Raw genomic sequence first — 22,542 nt, forward strand, 5'->3', positions numbered from 1 at the left:
AGTATTTTAGTAATATCAACCACTTTTTTATACTTTTTTCTAATTTTTAAAAAAATATTGAAAAAATACCGTCTTTTCAACGTAATAAACCTTCAATTGTTTCATTACTTAATACCACTCACTACCCCTGTGTTATAATACATAAAAACAATATGTTAATGATTTTTAAGAAGAATAGTCCTTTTGGTTGAGTTTTCCTTTTATCTGTGATAGTTTTTATCATAGATAGTTACAGTCTAATATGGATTACCACTAGGGGTGCTTATATAGCTGAGAAAGGTTAACAACCTAAACCCTATGAACCTGATCTAGGTAACACTAGCGGAGGGAAGTGGATGGACGGTCGTTGTACTGACATGCGATATTGTGCCCAAGCTACTTCTTTTCAATGAAGTAGCTTTTTTTATTTTTCTAATAAAAGGAGGTTAGAAATGACAAACTCAAAAGAGCTTATGAATCTATTACATACGGTGGAAACAAATAAAGAAGAATTACTTTCCCTTATCAAAACACTCATTGCCTTTGAAACACCAAGTCCACCTGCTAGAAATACAAAAGAAGCCCAACAATTTATCGCCGATTATTTACAATCACTCGGCTTCACCATTGATATGTGGGATGTTTATCGCAACGATCCGAATGTTGTTGGCGTCCTAAAAGGAAAACAACCTGCTAGCGCAAATAGCTTGCTAATTAATGGACATATTGATGTTGCGGAAGTCCATGAAGATGAACCATGGGAAGAACCACCGTTTTCACCTATTGTGAAAGATGGTATTTTGTATGGTCGCGGTGCAGCTGATATGAAAGGCGGCTTAGGTTGTGCCTTGTTTGCCTTATCCTTGCTTCATCGTCATAACATTTCCTTACCTGGGGATCTCATTGTAGAGTCTGTTATAGGAGAAGAAGTCGGGGAAGCTGGAACATTAGAATGTTGTAAAAAAGGATATGCAGCTGACTTTGCGGTTGTCGTTGATACAAGCGATTGCCAAATTCAAGGCCAAGGTGGTGTCATTACAGGTTGGATAACAATTCAAAGTCCAAACACCTATCATGATGCAACAAGGAGAAATATGATTCATGCAGGTGGTGGGATGTTTGCCGCTAGTGCGATCGAAAAAATGATGAAAGTCATTTCTAGCTTAAATGAACTTGAACAACATTGGGCCATTACAAAATCATATCCAGGGTTTCCACCCGGCATGACGACGATTAACCCGGCCGTCATTGAAGGTGGCAGACATGCTGCATTTATCGCTGATAAATGCGCGTTATGGATTACAGTTCACTTTTATCCAAACGAAAACCATGATGATATCGCAAAAGAAGTGGAAAACCATATATTACAAATGGCAAAAGCTGATCCATGGTTACGTGAACACCCACCTATTTTTCAATGGGGTGGCACATCGATGATTGAAGAACGAGGCGAAATTTTTCCTTCTTTAGAAATCGACCCTACACACCCAGGTGTCCAACAGCTTGCACAAGCCCACCAGCATGTGTTCCAGGAAAACGTACAAATTAGCATGTCCCCTACTGTAACTGACGGTGGATGGTTAGGTGAAGCTGGAATTCCTACGGTTATTTATGGTCCTGGAAAACTCCAACATGCTCATGCTGTAAATGAACAAGTGTCAGTTGAAGAGTTAGTTCATTTCACTAAAGTTCTATTAACTTTTATTTACGAATGGTGTCATTCAAAAAAGGAGTGTATTAAATGAAATTTACAGAGCGCTTACATAAAAAAGCAACACCAATATGGAGAAAAAGTCATGACCATCCTTTTGTACAAGGAATTGGTCAAGGTACACTTGAACTTGATAAATTTCAATTTTTCATGTGCCAAGATTACCTTTATTTAATTGACTATGCTCGTCTCTTTGCTTTAGGAAGCTTAAAAGCTCAAGATTTAAAAACGATGTCAACCTTCGCAAACTTATTAGACTCTACGTTAAATGTGGAAATGGATTTACACCGACAATATGCAAAACGTCTCGGTATCTCGATAGAACAACTAGAAGCGACGAAAGCGGCTCCAACGACATTAGCTTATAGTGGCTATATGTTAAATGTGGCCCAACGAGGGTCGCTTGCAGAACTTGTTGCTGCCGTCCTTCCTTGCACATGGAGTTATTATGAAATTGGAAAAGAGCTTTCGCAACTTCCAGGGGCAACCGAACATGAAACTTACGGGGAATGGGTTGCCATGTATTGCTCTGAAGAGTTTGGTCAATTAGCGGATTGGCTAATTGACCTCTTAGATGAATTAGCAACTGGTCTTCCAGAATCTCAATTAGAGAAACTTGAAGAAATCTTTTTAAATACTAGCCGGTATGAGTATATGTTTTGGGATATGTCCTATAACAAAGACATGTGGCCTACAGATGAATAACACACCCCTATTATCATTTCATCAGCTTTCTTTTTCTTATCCACAGAAAAAGGCAGAACAATCACAAATCGTTTTAAAAGATTTATCCTTTACGATTCAGCAAGGTGAATTTGTTAGCATCCTTGGCCCAAGCGGTTCTGGCAAAAGTACGATTTTTCGGTTAATTACCGGTTTAGAAAAACAGATTGCGGGAGATATCACCTTCCAAAAAGAAACAAATGGAAATCGGTTAGGGAAAGTGGGACTTATGCCGCAACAAGATATGCTATTGGAATGGCGAACCGTCCTAGATAATGTAATTCTTCCACTCGAAGTGAGTGGAAAAAGCAAAAAAGAAGCAAATGAAATTGCCCTTTCTTTCTTTCCATCTTTCGGTTTGCAAGGAACAGAAAAAAAGTACCCTCATCAATTATCGGGTGGTATGAAGCAACGGGCATCTTTTTTACGGGCTATGCTCGGTGGAAGCGAGTTATTACTCCTTGATGAACCGTTTAGCTCTCTTGATGCGATGACAAAACTGACAATGCAAGAATGGTTGCTTGCAAAATGGGACGAATTAAATAGTACGATTTTATTTATTACTCATGATGTAGATGAAGCGCTTTTTTTATCTGATCGAATCATTTTATTTACAGAAACACCGTTAACGACGTTTGAGGAAATTTCACTGCCACTTCGTCGACCACGGTCCATTGATGATTTATTGACACAAGAGTTGACCGAATTAAAACGGTCCATTTTAAATCGGCTAAGACAGAAGGTGTCAGTATGAAGTTACGCTATTCGGTTTATTCCTTACTGTTCCTAAGCATGATTGGAATAGGATGGGAGCTGTGGGCTAAATATTATAACAAACCGTATTTACTCCCTGCTCCCTCTCATATTGGACAAAAAATGGTGGAATTACATGATATTCTCTTTTTTGTCCACCTTCCAGCGACATTGCAAATTGTAGTTATCGGGCTAACAATTTCGATTGTTTTTGGTGTAGGGTTAGCGATTTGGATGAACACAAATGTAACAGCAGAAAAAACATTTTTTCCGATTGTTATCGCTTCACAAACAATTCCCATAATCGCTTTAGCCCCTATATTTGTTTTATGGTTTGGCTATACGATTTGGAGCAAAGTCGTTGTGACCGTACTTATCACGTTTTTTCCGATTACAGTAAGTACGTTTGATGGGTTACGTTCAACGAAAAGCGAACATTTAGATTTATTAAAAACGATGGGAGCTAGTCGGTTTCAGCTTTTTACAAAAATTCAACTGCCAACCGCTCTGCCTTATTTTTATTCTGGGTTAAAAGTTGCTGTCACATTAAGTGTAATTGGAGCAGCGATTGGAGAATGGTTAGGAGCCGATGCAGGGTTAGGATATTTCAGTAGAAGAATGATGACCCAATTTGACGGGCCCGGTGTTTTCGCACCAATTGTTTGGTTATCCATACTTGGCATTACACTTTTTTTACTCGTAAAACTTCTAGAAACAATAACATTAAAATGGAGGAATTTATCTTGAAACACTATTTTCTATTTGCAATATGCTCACTATTATTATTAAGTGCTTGTGGTGCCGAACAACCAACTGAAGGTGAAAGTCAACCTGAAGCGGGAGAAGACGACTTACAAGAAACGGTAGAACCCGCTGATTTAACAAGTATGGATATAATGCTAGATTGGTATCCAAATGCTGTTCATTCATATTTATATGCAGCATTAGAAGAAGGTTATTTTGAAGAAGAAGGATTGGATGTCAATATTCGCTTTCCGGCAAACCCAACTGACCCGATTAATTTAGCAGCAACAGGCGGTGTCACTCTTGGAATCACATACCAACCAGATGTTATAATGGCAAGAGAAAAAGGGGTTCCTGTTGTGTCTGTCGCAGCGATTGTACGCTCACCTTTAAACCATTTAATGGTCATGGCAGATAGTGACATCCAATCTCCTCAAGACTTAGTTGGCAAAAGTGTTGGATACCCTGGGATTCCTGTTAATGAACCTCTATTAAAGACAATGGTGGAGTCTGATGGTGGGAACATTGAAGATGTTTCCCTTGTTGATGTTGGTTTTGAACTAGGATCTTCGATTGTAAGTAACAGAGTCGATGCCGTCATTGGCACTTATATTAATCATGAATACCCCGTTTTAGTAGAACAAGGTCATGATATTCGTTATTTTAACCCAACGGATTACGGTGTCCCTTCTTATTATGAGCTTGTCATTGTTACAAATGAAGAAACTCTGGAAAATGAGCGAGAAAATATTGAAGCGTTTTGGCGTGCTGCAACAAAAGGTTATGAACTAATGAAAGAAAATCCTTCTGAAAGTCTTGATATTCTATTTGCAAACCAAGACCAAGTCAATTTCCCGTTAAGTCGTGCCGTTGAAGACCAATCGATTGAGATTTTACTTTCAAAGATGGAAGAAGAAGGAGAACCATTTGGTAGTCAGTCTCTTGAGTCATGGCAGGAAGTTATTAATTGGCTTAAAGAAGAAGGGCTCATTGAAAATCCACCAGAAGCAGAAGAGATTTTTACAACGTTAAACTAAAAAGGCAAAGGTGAGACCAGATGTGTTTTTACACTGTGGTCTCACCTTTAATTTAGACGCAGTTGTCTAAAGGTCTATCTAGCTTAAACATTATCTTCAATCGGCTCATTAAAATTTAATCGAATCCAAGCATAATGAATCGTTCCTTCTTTCTCTTTTGTCTCAAATAAAAGGATATGCTTTCCGACATGATACTCATACGACCAAAAATCTTCCATTTCATTATATTCAACAATATCTGGTGTGCCAAGCGCATGATACAAATCACTAACCACCTTTTCATGTTCTTCAAAAGGGATTGCAATCGCACTTGTTTGATTTGTTTCTGGATTTATAAAAAAAGTGACATGAGTATAATCTAGAAATTGTCCACCATTATAATACCCTTCTTCTATGGGGTCACCATATTGTGTAATCACCTGTTCTTTTTCCGTTCCAATGGCTAGTGGAATGTCGGCTAAATATCCTTCATACGCTTTTTCAATCCAGTTAAAATCTAACGTCTCTTCTTTCCCCTCTACTGACACCGTTTTGCTAGCAATATTAATTGTCTTTACTTCTTGTTCCTTTATTTGCACTTTTTCCTTATCAGCTAGTCCATTTGCCTGTCCACAACCGCCTAGTAAAATGAGTACTAACAACAATATCACCCAGTTCACTTTTTTCATTTTGCCTCACCTCTCCAAAAATTAAGACAAATCCATTTATACTCTCTGTTTACCCAATATCCTATGTCTCTATTCAATAAACACAAATATATCAGTATCTAGTCATTTGTATTCTATGTTTCTATTCTTTATATTAGACGTAATAAGGAGCCTTTTCGTTTCATTTTTTTAGTACTCGTGAAGCAGCGACCTCCCGTGTAACCAACAGAGAATCGAAAATATAACGAAAAAACGCTTTTGAGAATCGTTTCTCAAAAGCGTTTTGTAGCAATGATTACCTTTCTATTTATCAACTTACTTTTCTTTTCTACTTGTTAACCATTCTTCAAACTCCGGTGCAAACAAAGGTTTACAATAATAATATCCTTGAATCACATGACAATCCTTTTGTTGCAAAAACTGAAGTTGTTCTTTCTTTTCTACACCTTCAGCAATTAAATCGATTTGTAAGCTTTTTGCTAACGCAATAATAGCTGTCACAACTTCACCTCCTTTTTCTTGCCCACAATCTTTAATAAACTCGCGATCAATTTTCAATGTATCAACCGGAAATGATTTTAAATATCGTAGAGAGGAGTGCCCTGTTCCAAAATCATCTATAGCAATATGTACTCCTAACAATTTCAAATCTGCCATTTTTCTAGCATTTGTTACGGTATTATCCATTGCCGTACTTTCAGTAATTTCAATCGTAACATAGTTTGGGTCTAATTCAGATTCTTGTAATGCCTGATCAATGACAGCAACAATATTTTCTTGTTGGAATTGTTTAGCTGATACATTGATAGAAACATTCATTGGCGGATAGCCAGCATCTTGCCAAGCTTTATTTTGCTTACACGCTTCGTGAATGACCCAATTTCCAATTTGATGAATTAAATTTGTCTTTTCGATAATCGGAATAAATTTCCCAGGTGGTACCATACCAAACTCTTCATCATACCAGCGCAATAGTACTTCTACACCAACAATTTCATTTGTTCTAGCATCAATTTGCGGTTGATACGCTAACATTAATTGATTTTGCTCAAAAGCTCGTCTTATATGTTTTTCAATTTCTGCTCGTTCTAACACAATATCACTCATATGTGGTTGATAATAGATATATTGCTTTTTCCCAAGACTTTTTGCTGTATTCATAGCCACATCAGCATTTCTTAATAAAGTATCGTGCTTCAACCCATCTTTAGGATACATTGAGATCCCAATGCTAACCGAGAGTGAAATCTCATTTTTATCTATTTCAAATTCTTTCGTACAAGCTTCGATAATCGCTTTACAAAGCCTATTCACATTCTCTTGTTGACTCATCCTTTCATCTGTAATTAAAACAGTGAACTCATCGCCACCAAGTCTAGCAAGAATTCCTGAATCTTCTATTGTATCTTGAAGACGCTCTGCCATTTTGATAAGCAGTTGATCTCCAAAAGAATGTCCGAGTGTATCGTTTACAGTTTTAAAACCATCAACATCAATATATAAAACAACAAATCCACTATTATCTTTTTCAGCATTATAAATTTGTTGACTAATTAACTCTCGAAACAATCGACGGTTTGGTAGATTTGTTAATCCATCATGGAAGGACATATACTCGACTTGATTATCTGCTTTCTTTCTCACTTCATGCACTAATTCATGAATATGACTAACCATTTCATTTATCCTATCAACTAGCCATTGAAAGTGCTGATTATGACCTATCTCTAACTTTTTCGAGAAATCCCCTTTTGCGACATTTCCTAAATAGGATTCTATTACACCTAATGGTCTTAGCTTTCTTTTGGCAATAAAAAGAACGATACAATACACGAGTAAAAATGCAAACAACGTCACAACGACATCAACTATGATAATTCGATTTTCAATCGCACGGTGTCTTTCATAATTAAGACCAATGAGTAACACTGTATTATCCATGAGTTGAACTCCATAATAATTAGCCTCTTTATCTAGTTGTTCACCTTCAATTAAAATAGAGTCTACGTGTTGCTGTATTATATTATCGCGTTGTTCTACTTGACCAACGACTATCATATCAGAGTCAGTGTACAGGACAAAATGGTTAAAATCCTGTTCATTCATAAGGAGCTCTTCAAAAGTTGCTTCCAAATAAAGAGTATCATCCACATGACCTTTTGTTAATTGAACGACGACATCTATTTTTTCTTTTAGTGTGTCATTCATGTATGCTTGTAACGGTGCCTTCAAAAACAAATGGGATAAACTAAAATTAACGAGAGCAACCGCAAAAAGAATAATGCCTATATATATTAATATACTTTTCATGACTAGCCGGTATTTCATGAATGTACTCCTCAATTTGACATAACAGCAAAAAGTCGTTGAATTACGCCACATCTTTTTTCTTTATTTTACACAATAGGAGAGAGAAACGACTAGCTTTTTTTGTTTGGCTTTTCACATTCACTTTTGTAATATCTTACGAATTTGTTTCATGACTTGCCATTCCCAAATCTTCCATGGCAAAACGCTTTTTAAGAAAAGTAATGGCTTTACACCTCGTCCAATTGGAAAACGAAAACTTGGATGGGGAGAAGTAGCAATGCTAACTAATAGTTTCCCGACCTCTTTTTTATCGCCATATGTTTCAACTTTATTTTCCATATAGTGTTCTAGCGCGATAACTTTGTTATAGTTCGGTGACATAGTGTCTTTCGCTTTGTTAGCCATCCGTTTTCCTCTGCTCCATATATTTGTTTTATATGACCCTGGTTCTATGAAACAAACATCGATTCCCTCATCTACTAATTCTAACCGTAAGCTTTCACTGTAGCCCTTTATAGCATGCTTAGAAGCAACATATGGGCCAATCCCAGGAAAAGCAATACTACTACTAATACTTCCTATCATGAGTATTTTTCCTTTGTTCTGTTTTCTCATATATGGAAGCACCGCATTTGTTACTGCAATAAGCCCGAAAACATTCGTTTCGAACTGTTCTTTCCATTCTTCAATCGTGACATCTTCACAAAAGCCAGACATGGCAAACCCTGCGTTATTGATGAGAATGTCAATTCGACGGCTGTTTTCAATGACTTCCTCTATCACTTGAGGGATGCTATTGAAATTTGTAACATCTAATTCTTTTATCGTCACGCGTTGTTCAAGTTGCTTTTCTTTAATAACAAGCCGTAAAGGTTCAGACCGCTCTATACTTCTTACCGTGGCAATCACATCATACCCTTTCAATGCAAATTGAATCACAGCTTCCATTCCAAAGCCACTTCCTGCACCTGTAATGAACACAACTTCTCTTTCCATCTCCGTCTCCTATTCCCGTTGCTTTTTATTTATTATATTTGATATTTATAATGAAAGCTCGTGAAAACGTCTTTGAGAACCTTGTCTCAAAGACGTTTTTCTGTTGACTATTTTAACTTATGCTTCATTCGATTTGTCTTCATTTTGTAATAATGTGTGACCTGTGTCTGGTTTTTCAATATATAAGCTGCGAGATGGAAACGCGACAGACACCCCTTCTTCTTCCAATATTCTCATAATAGTAAAGTTAATGTCTTCTTTTACCCGAAGCCATTCTCCCCACATAATTGTATTTGTGAAAAAATAAATAAAAATATCTAAACTTGAACTATTAAATTCACTAAATCGAACTAATATTAAATCTTGGTGAACTTCCTCGTGTTCCCGCAATGCTTTTTCAATTTTTCTCGCAACAGTTTCAAGTTTTTCTTTCGGCGTTGAATACGTTACACCAAGGGAAAAAGTGATTCGCCGCTTGCCCATTTGAGCCCAGTTTGTAATTGGCTCATTCGCTAACGTAGAATTCGGAACAGTCACAACCGAATCCGCAAACGTTCGGATTTTCGTACTTCGAAACGTAATATCTTCTACAACCCCTGTAACAGTTGGGGTTTCAATCCAATCCCCTTTTTGGAAAGGCTTTTCCGTAATAATAATGACACCACCAAAAAAATTACTCACTGTATCTTGGGCTGCTAAGGCAAACGCAAGACCACCTAGACCTAACCCAGCAACTAACCCTGTAATTTGAATATCCCACACACCTAGTACGATTGTTAATGTTAGTGCAATAACTAGGAAACGAAGTCCTTTTGATAAAAAAGGAATAAGCATACTTTTTTCTTCATCTTCATCAATATGATTAAACATCCTCATAAATAATGATGAATTTTCAGCAGTGAAATTATAAAGGCCCCATCCGACTAGTAAAATGATGGACGATCCGTACACTTTTTCTAAAGTTAGCATAACATCGGGCCGGACCGGCAAATAAATTAGTGCAACATACGTTCCTACTATGATAAAAAACGTCCGTAATGGTTTTTCAAATGCTAATAACACATTTGTAAATATGTCAGTCGGTGTTTTCTTTGAAAACCGAACAATTAGTTTGAAAATATAACGTGTAAACACTTTTCTAAAAATATGAAACAACAGAAAAATCGCAAGCGCTATTCCTATATCAACCCATTTGATACGATAAAAATAGTCAGTTATATTCACCCAATCCCAATCCATAACATCCACACCTTCATTAAACTTCCCGACCATTTTATCATATTTTGCATTTTATGCTCTATAAATTTCTGCTCGAATCATGCTTCGGACATGTATTCCACTATTACATACAAAACCACCATTTTTCATTTTCTACCGGACATACGTTCCTTTATCCTTCAAAATAACATTGCTTTACAGTCGTTTTTACTAAAGTAACGGAACATATGTCCGATAGCATCTACATTCCCGTCTTTTTTCTTTACTTAGCGGAACCCCTGTCCGATTAAAACGTGACACTAAGAGGAACGCAAGCGAAGTGCGGAGCCTTCGCTCTGATAGAACCAAAATTTTTATGCTTTCTTATCTGTCCAAAAGAACAAGCTGCCGAGAAGTTCTCGACAGCCTGATTCAAAGAATTACTCTTTTGTGTTGTTCGTTGCTTCTTCATTTGACCCATCTTCAACAACTTCTTGAATAAGATGACCAATATCTCCACCGTCATGGGTAGAATCTTGTTCTTGTTGATTTTGGTTTTCGGACGTAGATTGAGAGTTGGACTCTGTTTGTTCTCCTTTATTGTCATCAAATAAATCTGCGGTCCATTCGCTTCCCATCTCAAGTAGCATATGAGAAATTTTTCCGCCTTCTCTTTCTGTTTGGTCAAATTGCTTCATAATATCTTGACGAAGTTCTTGTCCTTTTTTAGGGGCTAATAAAAGCGCTCCCGTTGCACCGATTACACCACCAATTAAAGTTCCTACAAGCATCGTGTTACCCGAACGTCGTTTTCTCATAAACAAAATCACCATCCCCTTCCATCAATGGTTATAAAAGTCCTCATCATTAGCATTCACTTTCATACCCATTTTTTATTCGAATGAAACAAGGTTTTTGGTGATTTTTCTATCCGTGATACACCATTTCTCCATTTATGAAGGTGGATTCCACTTTCGTTTCTACTGCAAAAGGATGACCTGTCCATATAACAAAGTCAGCATCTTTTCCTTTTTCTAATGAGCCAACTCGGTCCTCAACACCAAGGTGTTTTGCTGCATTGGACGTGACCATTTTCCATGCTTCTTCTTCGGGTACACCGTGTTTGACTGCATTCGCCAATGAAGTAAGTAAATACTCAATTCCAACGACAGGATGATCTGTCGTTACAGAAACAGAAATCCCTTTTTCCATTAATTCTTTCACCGTATGCCACCCTTTATCAGCAAGCTCCACTTTTGAACGTGTCGACATCGTAGGTCCTACAGAGACACGAATATTTTGTTTTGCTAAAAAGTCAGAAATTTGATGTCCTTCTGTACAATGTTCAATTGTGAGATCAAATCCAAATTCTTGTTTTAAACGAATGATTGTGACGATATCATCAGCACGGTGAGCGTGTACTCTCAGTGGAATTTCTTTTTTTAATACTTTTGCTAACTGTTCAAGCCCTAAATCTCTTGCATGGTGTTTATCTTTTTCTATTGCGTTTAAATAATTTTGAGCTTTTATAAACTCTTGTCTAAAAAGAGCCGCTACGCCCATTCGTGTCACAGGTGCTTTTCCTTTCGAGCCATAAACGCGTTTTGGATTTTCTCCAAGAGCGGCTTTCATCCCAGAAGGATTTCGGATTACCATTTCATCAACAATGGTCCCAACTGTTTTTAACACAACCATCTCACCACCAATGACATTTGCACTGCCTGGCATGATTTGAACTGTAGTTACACCTGAACGTCTAGCATCTTCAAAGCCTTTTTCAACAGGATTAATGCCATCTAATGCTCTTACAAACGGAGTAACGGGATCACTCGTTTCATTAAAATCGGCTCCCGCTGGTCCAACCCCTTCTTCATGAACGCCAAGATGAGTATGTACATCGATAATACCCGGTGTAATAAATTTTCCTGTAACATCGATTAATTCAGCATCACTTGGAATTTCCACTTGTTCTCCAACAGCAACTATTTTATCGTTTTCCACAAGTAATGTACCTTTTGTTAACATCGTACCTTCTCCCGTTATCATCGTTGCATTTGTATAAGCTCTCATTCCATCACTCCTCGTAAATAATAATATATCATGATAATTTTAGTAAAAAAGAAGTGTCGTTGTCCAACTATCTGACTTTTCATTTTATTCTCATTTTTTAAAGCACTCAAAAAAGGTGTCCAAAAGAGATTACATACCTTTAAGACACCAAAACTATGAAATGGCTTTTATTACGATTGTGTTCTTGTTCTTTTTTCTGTTCGATTAACAGCAGCAGCCATAAATTTATGGAAAAACCACTCTCCTACACTAATGACTAGTGCGGAAATAAAAGCGACAGAAAGTGGTACTCCAACACCATAAAGAAATGGCCCGATTAACCAAATTGCAAATGTTGTTAACCCTAAATCAGCAATAGTGGCAACCGTATTATTTGTGATTCTTAAAATTCCCACATCACCAATAATATAACTAATCCCCACAATTAAAAGCGATAATCCAAACGTTGAACCTGCAGGATAATTATAAACACCAGTTAAAATCAGTAGCAACACAATGGTGACCATTAACGTTTTCACAATAATAGCTGATAAATGTCGAATGAATATCACTCCTTTTATTTTAGTTTTATTATTTACTTATCAAAAGCAAATTACATTGACGCTTTTTTGTTTTAAAGGCAGCAATAAGTGAAAGGAAGAAGGAAATGGCAATTTTTCAACATTTTAAACACCTTCTTGTTATAATCATGGAGAGTTGGTTTAATCTATGTAAGACATACTTGAAGAGGGAAAAAAATGACACTCATTTATCTTATTATTATTGTTGCTTTTCTTGATACCTTTTCTCAATTGCCGATTATCTCCCCGTTTGCGATGAGCCTAGGGGCAACTCCGCTACTGACAGGTGTAATTATTGGCATGTATTCGTTCACTAATATTATTGGAAACCTTCTTGCCGGGTTTTGGATTGATAAACGAGGGGCCAAACCTATTCTTTTTATAGGAATGCTCCTAGTCAGTGTGATGATGTTTTTTTATACCGTCACAACAAACGCCGAACAACTCATTGTCGTTCGCTTTTTTCACGGTTTAGCAGGGGGACTAATCGTTCCCGCTGCCTTTACGATTCTTAGTGCCAAAAAAGTAGAAACACGAAAAGGAAAAGTTATGGCTTTTTCAGGGGCTGCTGTTGGTATTTCTGCGATTATTGGTCCTCCGATCGGCGCTATCATTAGTAGTTCCTTTGGTTATGACAGCTTATTTTATTTTCTTAGTGGTCTTATGCTCATTTTTTCTCTTTGTGCTTTGTTTTTTTTACATCCTAGTCAAAAGCAAAACCAACTCCAATTGCAGAACAAAACACCGCATGGATTTCGACTATCTAAAACTTTACTATATTCTTACTTATCCATATTTTTATTATTATGTACACTAGGGATTTTAACGTATGCTCTGCCATTACAAGTAAGTGAACTTCACTTGCACTTTGCATTGACGGGACCACTATTAAGTACATTTGGTATTATTGCTATCCTCATCTTTTTGTTGCCGACAAATAAATTATTTGACATTGAAAATAAGGAGACAATAACTTCCATTGGCCTTTGTTTCATTTCTATTGCCTTACTTTTATTATCCTTATCCACAAATGCTCTCGGTTTATTTACTGCGATGGTCGTGTATGGAATCGGCTTTGCCTTCATTTTTCCAACGACAAGTGCGATTGTCCTTGATCATTCTGGAAACGAAAGACGTGGAATAGCCTTTGGGATTTATTATGCTTGCTTTTCGTTTGGTGTCATTTGTGGATCAATTCTTTCTGGCATACTTCCACTTTCTCCATCAACTTTATTCTTGTTCGGAACAATCACAACCTTACTTACTCTTGGATTTTTTAAGGTCGTCATGTTTCTTAAAAAAGTATAAACTTTTAACAATATCTACTAATTAGTAAGAAATTTGCTTCCATTGCATTCTGTTCTTTTTCTTACATTGCTATGATTCTTTATAGCGAGTTTTTTTACAATGGGGGACATATTTGTGAAGAAAGAAAAAGAACAGATGAAAAAACTATCTTTATTTGCTATCTCGTGGCCCATCTTTATTGAGCTTTCCCTTCATATGTTAATGGGAAATGCTGATACATTTATGCTTAGTCAATATTCAGATGATGCAGTTGCAGCCGTTGGCGTTTCAAATCAAATATTGTCTGTTATGATTGTCATGTTCGGGTTTATTGCAACTGGAACAAGTGTCCTCATTGCCCAGTTTTTAGGAGCCAAACAGGAGAAAGAAGCAAGTCATATTGCCGTCGTTTCGATTATATCCAATCTCATAATAGGTCTTATCATCGGTATTGTGCTACTCTTTTTCTCACAATCATTATTACAACTAATCGGTGTTTCACCTTCTATTCTTTCTGAAGCTACGATTTATCTTCAAATTGTAGGGCTGTCATTGCTCGCTCAATCTGGAATTATGACCATTGGTGCAACATTGCGTAGTTATCGATTTACAAAAGACGTGATGTACGTAACGATTGGAATGAATATCCTTAATGTTATTGGGAATTATTTATTTATCTTTGGGCCTTTTGGGATTCCTGTTCTCGGTGTTCAAGGTGTTGCCCTTTCAACTGCATTGAGTAGAACTATCGGTATTATAGTTATGTTACTTGTATTATATAAGCGTGTAAATGGAAAGCTTCCCTTTTCAAATGTTTTTAAACGATTCCCAGCATTTGAATTAAAAAAAATCTTAAAAATCGGCATTCCTTCCGCAGGAGAACATTTATCCTTTAATGGCTCACAATTAGTTATTACATCATTTATCGTTTTACTCGGAACAGAAGCGTTAACAACACGAGTTTATGCACAAAATATTGGGATGTTTGTGTTGCTTTTTTCCATCGCTATTGGGCAAGGAACCCAAATTATCATCGGACACCAAATTGGGGCAAAACAGTTAGAAGAAGCTTATAAGCGCTGTATCACTAGCTTACAAATCGCCATTGGCTTAGCTGCCTTTGTCGGGTTTGTCATCTTTTTATGCAGTGAGCCCATTTTGCGTATTTTCACTGATAATACGGACATCGTAAAAACTGGGGGACTCTTACTTTTACTTACAGTCCTCGTTGAACCAGGACGCGCTTTTAATGCAGTTGTAATAAATTCGTTACGTGCTGCAGGTGATGTGAATTTTCCTGTCCTTATTGGGATAATTTCAATGTGGGGTGTGAGTGTTCCGATTGCGTATTTGCTTGGGATTCATCTTGGTTATGGGTTAATCGGGATTTGGATTGCTTTTATTATAGATGAATGGCTTCGTGGAATATTGATGTTATGGCGGTGGCGTCAAGGGAAATGGCGTGAGATGGCTTTTGTTCACAACCAAAAATCACATGTGTCTTAGTGTTTCATTTTGTCCAATTCGCTACTGAAATATGATAAATTAGATTACATCAATATAATTTCGTTCCTGTTGAGGAGTTGGACTTTATGTTTGAACTTTTACTCGTTATGATCGAGCGTCTCGGTATTATTATCGCTGTCGCCTTTCTTATGACTCGGTTGAAGTTTATTCGTTTCTTAATTGAAAAAAGAGAGATCACCTTTACACATAAAATGAGCATCATCATCATTTTTGGATTATTTGGGATTGTTGGAACGTACACGGGATTAACCGTAAATGTTCAAGATAGTTCTTACAGTAGAAGTGTTCTTCATTTAGCGGAAGGAGAAGCTATTGCCAACTCTCGGGTTATCGGTGTTGTAATCGCTGGTATTCTTGGTGGATGGAAAGTTGGTCTTGGAGCTGGACTCATCGCTGGCATCCATCGCTATTTGCTAGGTGGCTTTACCGGATTTGCCTGTGGTTTATCGGCGGTAATTGCTGGTTTATTAGCTGGCTATTTTCACAAAAAACAAAACACCACCCAATCCACCATCCCCATTCAAACCGCCTTTCTTGTTGGTGCGCTAGCTGAAGCGGTCCAGATGAGTTTAATTTTATTACTTTCGCGTCCGTTTGACGATGCTGTCACATTAGTAGGCAATATTGGCTTACCAATGATTATTGCGAATGGGATTGGTGTTGCTATCTTCATCCTCATTATTCGAAATGTTTTCCATGAAGAAGAAAAACGCGGGTCCCTACAGGCTCAAAAAGCGTTAAAATTAGCAGATTTAACATTAAATTTTTTACGAACCGGATTAAAAGAAAAGTCAGCGAAATCAACTTGTGACATTTTATTAAAAGAAGTGCAAGTGGATGCCGTATCGATAACAAATAAAGAAAAGGTCTTGGCTTTTTCAGGTATCGGTGAAGACCATCATGTCACAGATGATACGATAAAAACAGAAGTGACAAAGCGTGTACTCCATGAAGGAAATCTTATTATAGCGAAAGCGGGTGAAATCGGCTGTACTCATAATCATTGTTTATTAAAAGCCGCTGTCATCGCCCCTCTTAAAATTAAAGATGATACCATTGGGACTTTGAAATTTTATTTTACATCAGAAGACGATATTTCCCCTATGACGCTTGAACTTAGCAAAGGACTTTCAACCCTTCTCAGTCACCAACTGGAATTATCTGAAGTAGATCGACATTTAGAACTAGCGAAACAAGCTGAGATTAAAGCTTTACAAGCTCAAGTGAGTCCCCATTTTTTATTTAATGCATTAAATACAATCATTGCACTAATTCGGATTGACCCGATGAAAGCCCGAAAATTACTTGTTTCTCTTTCTCACTTTTTCAGGCAAAACTTAGCGGGGACAACGACAACAAAGACAACATTAGAAACAGAGTTAAAACATGTTCAAGCTTATCTTGAAATTGAAGAAGCAAGATTTTCTGATAAATTAAAAGTGACATATGACATAGACGACGAAGCGATTTCATGTATACTCCCTCCTATGACACTACAGCCGATCGTCGAAAATGCGATAAAGCATGGTGTCAAAACATTAACAGACGATAGCTTTATTGAGATCAAAGTAAAAAAAGAAACAGATTGTGTAAAAATTTCAGTTATAGATAATGGTATAGGAATTGAGGAAGAACGGATTCACAGCCTCATGAAAGAAAAAGTTCCTTCCCATACAGGAACAGGAATTGGCCTTTATAATGTGAATCGACGATTACAAATGATGTATGATGAAAGGGCAAGCTTACAAGTAACGAGCAATAAAAAGGGAACTTGTATTTCATTTACGCTTCAACATAGGGAGATAACAAATGAAAAATAAAATCCGTACAATTATTATTGACGATGAACCATTAAGTAGAGACGAACTGAAATTTTTATTAAAAGAATATGAAGATATTGACCTTATCGGTGAAGCTGAATCTGGAGAAAAAGGGTTAACGCTTATTATGACACAAAAACCAGATGTTGTGTTTTTAGATATTGAAATGCCACAAATGTCTGGGATTGACTTGGCCAATACATTGCACAATATGCGAAAAGTTCCTCTGATTATTTTTGCAACGGCTTATCCTGATTATGCAGCTTTAGCCTTTCGCGTTCATGCGCTCGACTATTTATTAAAACCATTTGATGAAACACAATTACAGGAGACAATCAGTCGAGTGAGAGCTCGATTAACAACAACCGAACGAAATGGTACATCGACAGCTGGACGTATAGCTAAACTGGCTGTAGAACATGACGGGCGAATTGTGTATCTTCACCCGTCAGACATTTCGTATTTATTTCGGGAAGAGCGAGAAACAATCCTTTGCACAAATGACGTTAAATATAGTTCAAAAATGACTTTAAAAGAATTAGAAGAAAAATTAAGTGGCTACCCTTTTTTTCGTACACATAAAAGTTATCTTGTAAACCTTGACAAAGTTGAACAGCTCATTCCTTGGTTTAATGGAGCATACCAAGTGAAGATGGTGGGAAAAAAAGAGGAAATTCCAGTAAGTCGTAATTATGTTAAAGCATTACGCGAACAACTCGAACTTTAAATAAAGCATTATAAACCTAACAAACAACATGTTAGGTTTTTCTTTTTACATGTTAGACACAACTTCGTCACATTTATTAATTACGGTGATAAAATGAAAGCGTATTCAACAAAGTGAAAAGGGGTGTCTACACATGGTTACTTTTTTAGTTGCTATTGCACTTTTAATTATCGGTTATTACACGTATGGTAAATTCATTGAAAAGATTTTTGGTGTGAAAGAAGCGAGAATGACTCCTGCTTATAGTATGAAAGATGGCGTCGATTATATCCCAATGGGAACAAACCGCAATTCATTAATTCAGCTCTTAAATATAGCGGGCGTTGGTCCAATCTTTGGTCCTATTATGGGTGCGTTATATGGTCCAGTCGCTTTTATTTGGATTGTCGTCGGGGCTATTTTTGCCGGAGCTGTCCATGATTATTTGACTGGGATGATTTCGATTCGAAATAAAGGAGCCCATTTACCACAGTTAGCCGGTCAATTTTTAGGAAAGTCGATGAAACATGTTGTTAATGCCGTAGCTGTCCTTCTTTTATTACTCGTAGGTACAGTTTTTGTAACTGCACCTGCAGGACTTCTATTTAACTTAATGAATGGTGCCGTTGCTTTAGGTATTATTGTTGGTGCTATTTTTGTTTATTATATCTTTGCTACATTACTCCCTGTAGATAAAATTATCGGTCGCATTTATCCAATCTTAGGAGCTCTTTTATTAATTAGTGCGATTGGTGTTGGGGGAATGTTAATTTTCACAGGAGCCCCAATTCCTGAATTAACATTTGAAAATATGCATCCTGCTGGTGCTGCTATCTTTCCATTGCTCATGATTACGATTGCTTGTGGTGCGATTTCAGGATTCCACGCAACACAGTCTCCGATCATTTCTAGAACATTACAGAACGAACAAAATGGTCGTAAAGTGTTTTATGGCATGATGATTGTAGAAGGTATTATTGCAATGATTTGGGCGGCTGCCGCAATGAGCTTATTCTATGGAACAGATTTAAGCGAACTTCTCGCAAATGGAGGGGCTGGTCTTGTTGTTAGTGAGGTTGCCTTTACATTACTTGGCGCGATTGGTGGTACTTTAGCAGTACTTGGGGTTATCGTTCTTCCGATTACATCTGGAGATACTGCGTTCCGTTCCGCACGTATGATAATCGCTGAATATATTAACGTTGGCCAAGTGAAGCTATTAAGTCGATTATGGATTGCTCTTCCTTTGTTTGGTCTTTCATATATGCTAACAAATATGGACTTCCAAATTTTATGGAGATATTTCGGTGTAACCAATGCTTCCATCAGTGCAATTGCTCTATTTGTCGGGGCTATGTATCTAGCTATCCAGTATAAACTTCATTGGGTTGCAACCATTCCAGCTACATTTATGACGATGGTATCATTAACGTTTATCTTTAATGCACCAATTGGCTTTGGCTTACCAATGACAACGTCGTATATAGCTGCTGCAATTGGAACTGTTATTATTTTAGCTTTATTCGCTTACAAAGTAAGATTAAACCGAGCAGAATCAAACTTCAAGCTTGATGCCGATGAGGGCCATAAAGCCGCATAATGACATGAAAGGCTGAGACATACAAGGAGGGTTTAACAGAGATTTAATCTCGTTAATCAAACTCCTTCGTCTCAGCCTCTTATTGTATAAAAACTAGAAATCTATTACTCTTTCGATGCAAGTTCATTTACATCGTCAGAAGACAATGCCTTGTCATTATACACAATTACTTCATCCATTAACCCTTTGAAAGGAACATCCCAATGGTTAACACCTAAACCAAAATATCCATTTGTTGTCGTAAATACATTCGGGAAACCTGGTCCACTAAACCGTTCTTCTCCATTAATATAAATCGTAATATCGCCTTCATCGACCGTAATAGCAACATGAGACCATTCTCCAACTTGAAGTTTTGTCCCTGTTCCTGCATCATACCATGGCGAACTTCCTGACCATACCATCGTATCTTGGTTTACGCCATCATGCCCTTTAGGCACAAAACTAATCCAACTATTTTCATTTCTTGCCCCAAAGAACGCTGTTGTGTAGTCTGTTACTTGTTCGGGTTTTAACCAAAATGCAACAGAATACGTATGACTTGTTATTAATCCATTTGGCAAACGAATTCCAGATGCACCATCAAATACAGCGGCTTGACCAAATACTCCATCGGCAAACGTAATCGTACCACCATCATTCGTAATCCGGTTTCCAGTTACTTTACCGTCTCCGAATTGCTCATAACCAGCACTATTTTTTAAGTTGCCATCGAATTTATAGTGGGCAACAAGTTGGCCATCTTTCCGTTCTAGAACCGTTACATGAAATTCTTTTGTTTTCGTCGTTTTTCCATTTTTTATTGTTGCTGTTAATGAGACAGAAGCATCTCCGTCTCCTGGGTTCGGTCTTGTTACTTGCCCTGAGTTTGAGATGACATTTTCATTTGAAGATTTCCATGTAATTTCTGTTTGACGCATTGCTTCAGTTGGTAAGTCGAGATGACTAATGACAGTATCATCTAGCTGTAAATCGTGAAATACCGCTTCTACGATTTCTTTTTCTGTTTTTGTTTCCACTTGACTTCCCCATACAGCTACTCCTTCTTTTGATAAAGCTGAAAAGGTCATTACATACGTTTCAGACGTTGGATCCCATTGTCTCAAGAACACGCCATCATAAGTAGAACCTGCAATCTTTAATTCAACCGCATTATGCCCAGTCGTTTTCCAAGTTCCTGTGACGGCTCCTGATATTTTATTGTTTTTTTCTAGTGTAATTAATGATGACTTTTTAATGTCAGCAGTAATCTCTTTTCCGTGATTAATAAACTTATATTCTCCTATTACATCTTGGCGATTGATTTTTGAAATCGTTTCTCCTGTATAACGATACGGAGCAATGACTGGCCAGCCATGTTTATTCATAAACATTTGATGTACTCGAATTTGATGCATTTCTCCTTGCTCAGGGAAACGAGTATGGAAAATTAAATAATGCTTTCCTGTTTCTTCATCGTAATAAACAGAATTATGTCCTGGTGAAACATAACCTGTACCAATTCCTGTCCCTTTTTCACCGATTTCACGCTCAAACAAAAAGTTCCCCATTTGTTTTACACCATAAGGCTCGATCGAACGGTCATCAAAAAGTGGTAAACTTGGGTCAGATTTAACTTCTGTCATTTTGTTTCCTTCAGCATCATAATAAGGTCCATCTGGATTTTCTGATCGAGCGACTCGCATATTATAACCACCGATTGCATCTAAGCCACCGAAAGTTACATACAAGTAGTAATAATCCGTTTCAGGACTATAAGAGATGTAAGGAGCTTCGATTCGACTATGATTACCTCCCATTAAATGAGTACCATATCCTTGATCTGGTAAAGGGAATCCTGTTTCACGATCTAATTCTAAAATAAATAATCCACCTGAATATGAACCATATACCATCCATAAACGACCTTCTTTATCAAAGAAAACATCTGGATCAATCGCATTTGGATGAATTGTTGCATCGTAGATTGTCCCATCTGGACTTTCTTCTCCCCACATTCCTGATTTTAAGAAGATTCCTAAATTTTCATATGGCCCTTCGATATTATCGGCAACCGCAATACCTAATGCTGATCTTGGCGCATCACCTTGACAAGCATTGTAATACATATAAAACTTACCGTCTTCTAATTGAATTACGTCTGCTGCCCATAATGTATCCGAATTTGCCCACTCAAACGCTTCCGCAAGCTCTTCATATACATTAGGGATTAATGGATTTCCATTATGGACATGAGTTGAGATCTGTTCCCAGTTCATAAAATCCTTCGTTTTCGCAGAAGCGAGGTGTGAACCAAATACATAAAAAGTATCCTCTACTTTAATGACAGCTGGATCATGAACAGAAGCCTCTGTAAAACTTGGAATCTCTCCTTCATATGGAACATGAGGTCGATTGCTATTGCTATTATTACTATTTCCTTTGTTCGATTTGTCTGATGCGCCTTGTGCAAACACTGTAGCTGGAATTAACAGCGCTATTACGAGACACATCAAAATCATTTTTCTTACTCTACTTTTCTTCATTTTCTTACCCCTTCCTTTGAAAGCCTTTTCATATATTTTGTTTTATAAAAAGCTAGCTTGAACACTAGCTTTTTATAAAAGTTATACCTATGTTATTTATTTACATAGAACCATTTCTCTTCTCCTGGATAAGGACAGCTTTTTTCTTTGAATAGCGCACGATATGTGATGATGTCACCAGAATGTTTGCACGTCATTCCGCGTTGAAGTGAAGGGCAATCCATACAAATCGCAACTCTACTTTCATATATCTCATCAGACACTGCTTTTGACTTATCTTCTAGAACATAGTCAAAGTTTAGTTCCTCTGAGATTCCACAGCTCCTACACAATCGTTGTGATTGCATTTT

The 22,542-nt window shown here is 37.2% G+C and carries 19 protein-coding genes and 1 riboswitch; of the genes, 10 read left to right on the top strand and 9 right to left on the bottom strand.

What is annotated here, in order from left to right:
* Nucleotides 1-244: 244 nt before the first annotated feature.
* A riboswitch (TPP riboswitch) is annotated at nt 245-347 on the top strand.
* Nucleotides 348-431: 84 nt separating this feature from the next.
* From T323_RS0117660 to T323_RS0117680, 5 genes are read left to right on the top strand one after another with little or no spacing between them, the layout of a single operon-like run.
* Nucleotides 432-1,724, top strand: a complete 1,293-nt coding sequence (locus T323_RS0117660; RefSeq protein ID WP_026674471.1) for an acetylornithine deacetylase — start codon at nt 432-434, stop codon at nt 1,722-1,724.
* Nucleotides 1,721-2,395 (top strand): thiaminase II, encoded by a 675-nt coding sequence (gene tenA / locus T323_RS0117665; protein WP_026674472.1) that lies wholly within the window; start codon nt 1,721-1,723, stop codon nt 2,393-2,395. The genes T323_RS0117660 and tenA overlap by 4 nt, the downstream gene beginning before the upstream one ends.
* A complete protein-coding gene (locus T323_RS0117670; RefSeq protein ID WP_026674473.1) occupies nt 2,388-3,167 on the top strand; it encodes an ABC transporter ATP-binding protein in 780 nt (259 codons plus the stop codon). The genes tenA and T323_RS0117670 overlap by 8 nt, the downstream gene beginning before the upstream one ends.
* Nucleotides 3,164-3,913 carry an ABC transporter permease gene (locus tag T323_RS0117675; protein WP_026674474.1) on the top strand — a complete coding sequence of 250 codons (750 nt, stop codon included), beginning with the start codon at nt 3,164-3,166 and terminating at the stop codon, nt 3,911-3,913. Before T323_RS0117670 ends, T323_RS0117675 begins: the two co-directional genes overlap by 4 nt.
* On the top strand, nt 3,895-4,947 hold the full coding sequence (locus T323_RS0117680; protein WP_026674475.1) for an ABC transporter substrate-binding protein: 1,053 nt from the start codon (nt 3,895-3,897) through the stop codon (nt 4,945-4,947). Before T323_RS0117675 ends, T323_RS0117680 begins: the two co-directional genes overlap by 19 nt.
* A gap of 83 nt (nt 4,948-5,030) precedes the next feature.
* Here T323_RS0117680 and T323_RS0117685 read toward each other — a convergent pair whose 3' ends face one another.
* The 7 genes from T323_RS0117685 to T323_RS0117715 form a co-directional block, all read right to left on the bottom strand.
* A complete protein-coding gene (locus T323_RS0117685; RefSeq protein ID WP_026674476.1) occupies nt 5,031-5,615 on the bottom strand; it encodes a DUF4309 domain-containing protein in 585 nt (194 codons plus the stop codon).
* A 294-nt stretch (nt 5,616-5,909) separates the two neighbouring features.
* Nucleotides 5,910-7,922, bottom strand: coding sequence for a putative bifunctional diguanylate cyclase/phosphodiesterase (locus tag T323_RS27020; RefSeq protein WP_051556587.1), 2,013 nt, complete (start codon nt 7,920-7,922; stop codon nt 5,910-5,912).
* Nucleotides 7,923-8,042: 120 nt separating this feature from the next.
* The gene (locus tag T323_RS0117695; protein ID WP_026674477.1) at nt 8,043-8,900 is read right to left on the bottom strand and encodes an SDR family oxidoreductase; all 858 of its coding nucleotides are present in this window, start codon (nt 8,898-8,900) and stop codon (nt 8,043-8,045) included.
* A 117-nt stretch (nt 8,901-9,017) separates the two neighbouring features.
* Nucleotides 9,018-10,139, bottom strand: a complete 1,122-nt coding sequence (locus T323_RS0117700) for a mechanosensitive ion channel family protein (protein ID WP_035179124.1) — start codon at nt 10,137-10,139, stop codon at nt 9,018-9,020.
* Nucleotides 10,140-10,537: 398 nt separating this feature from the next.
* Nucleotides 10,538-10,915 (bottom strand): YtxH domain-containing protein, encoded by a 378-nt coding sequence (locus T323_RS27025; protein ID WP_084309325.1) that lies wholly within the window; start codon nt 10,913-10,915, stop codon nt 10,538-10,540.
* Nucleotides 10,916-11,024: 109 nt separating this feature from the next.
* Nucleotides 11,025-12,167, bottom strand: a complete 1,143-nt coding sequence (locus T323_RS0117710; RefSeq protein WP_026674479.1) for an amidohydrolase — start codon at nt 12,165-12,167, stop codon at nt 11,025-11,027.
* Nucleotides 12,168-12,337: 170 nt separating this feature from the next.
* Entirely contained in the window at nt 12,338-12,718 is a 381-nt protein-coding gene (locus T323_RS0117715) for a DUF2512 family protein (RefSeq protein WP_245613744.1), read from the bottom strand.
* 186 nt (nt 12,719-12,904) lie between these two features.
* On the opposite strand from T323_RS0117715, the gene T323_RS0117720 reads away from it, so the two are divergent.
* The 5 genes from T323_RS0117720 to T323_RS0117740 all read left to right on the top strand — a co-directional run bounded on the left by T323_RS0117720 (nt 12,905) and on the right by T323_RS0117740 (nt 19,667).
* Entirely contained in the window at nt 12,905-14,035 is a 1,131-nt protein-coding gene (locus T323_RS0117720) for an MFS transporter (RefSeq protein WP_026674481.1), read from the top strand.
* A gap of 135 nt (nt 14,036-14,170) precedes the next feature.
* Nucleotides 14,171-15,520, top strand: coding sequence for an MATE family efflux transporter (locus tag T323_RS0117725; protein WP_035179223.1), 1,350 nt, complete (start codon nt 14,171-14,173; stop codon nt 15,518-15,520).
* 86 nt (nt 15,521-15,606) lie between these two features.
* Nucleotides 15,607-17,361 carry a sensor histidine kinase gene (locus T323_RS0117730; protein ID WP_026674483.1) on the top strand — a complete coding sequence of 585 codons (1,755 nt, stop codon included), beginning with the start codon at nt 15,607-15,609 and terminating at the stop codon, nt 17,359-17,361.
* Complete coding sequence (locus T323_RS0117735; RefSeq protein WP_026674484.1) at nt 17,351-18,088, top strand: LytR/AlgR family response regulator transcription factor; 738 nt, start codon at nt 17,351-17,353, stop codon at nt 18,086-18,088. Before T323_RS0117730 ends, T323_RS0117735 begins: the two co-directional genes overlap by 11 nt.
* A 133-nt stretch (nt 18,089-18,221) precedes the next feature.
* On the top strand, nt 18,222-19,667 hold the full coding sequence (locus tag T323_RS0117740) for a carbon starvation CstA family protein (RefSeq protein WP_026674485.1): 1,446 nt from the start codon (nt 18,222-18,224) through the stop codon (nt 19,665-19,667).
* Between the two features lie 104 nt (nt 19,668-19,771).
* Here the strand turns inward: T323_RS0117740 and abnB are convergent, their stop codons facing one another.
* Both abnB and T323_RS27030 read right to left on the bottom strand, forming a co-directional pair.
* Entirely contained in the window at nt 19,772-22,192 is a 2,421-nt protein-coding gene (gene abnB / locus T323_RS0117745; RefSeq protein ID WP_026674486.1) for an arabinan endo-1,5-alpha-L-arabinosidase AbnB, read from the bottom strand.
* 92 nt (nt 22,193-22,284) lie between these two features.
* On the bottom strand, nt 22,285-22,539 hold the full coding sequence (locus T323_RS27030) for a DUF6171 family protein (RefSeq protein ID WP_035179127.1): 255 nt from the start codon (nt 22,537-22,539) through the stop codon (nt 22,285-22,287).
* Nucleotides 22,540-22,542: the final 3 nt, after the last annotated feature.

This window comes from Alkalihalobacillus bogoriensis ATCC BAA-922, assembly GCF_000621445.1.
GTDB lineage: Bacteria > Bacillota > Bacilli > Bacillales > Bacillaceae_F > Bacillus_AO > Bacillus_AO bogoriense.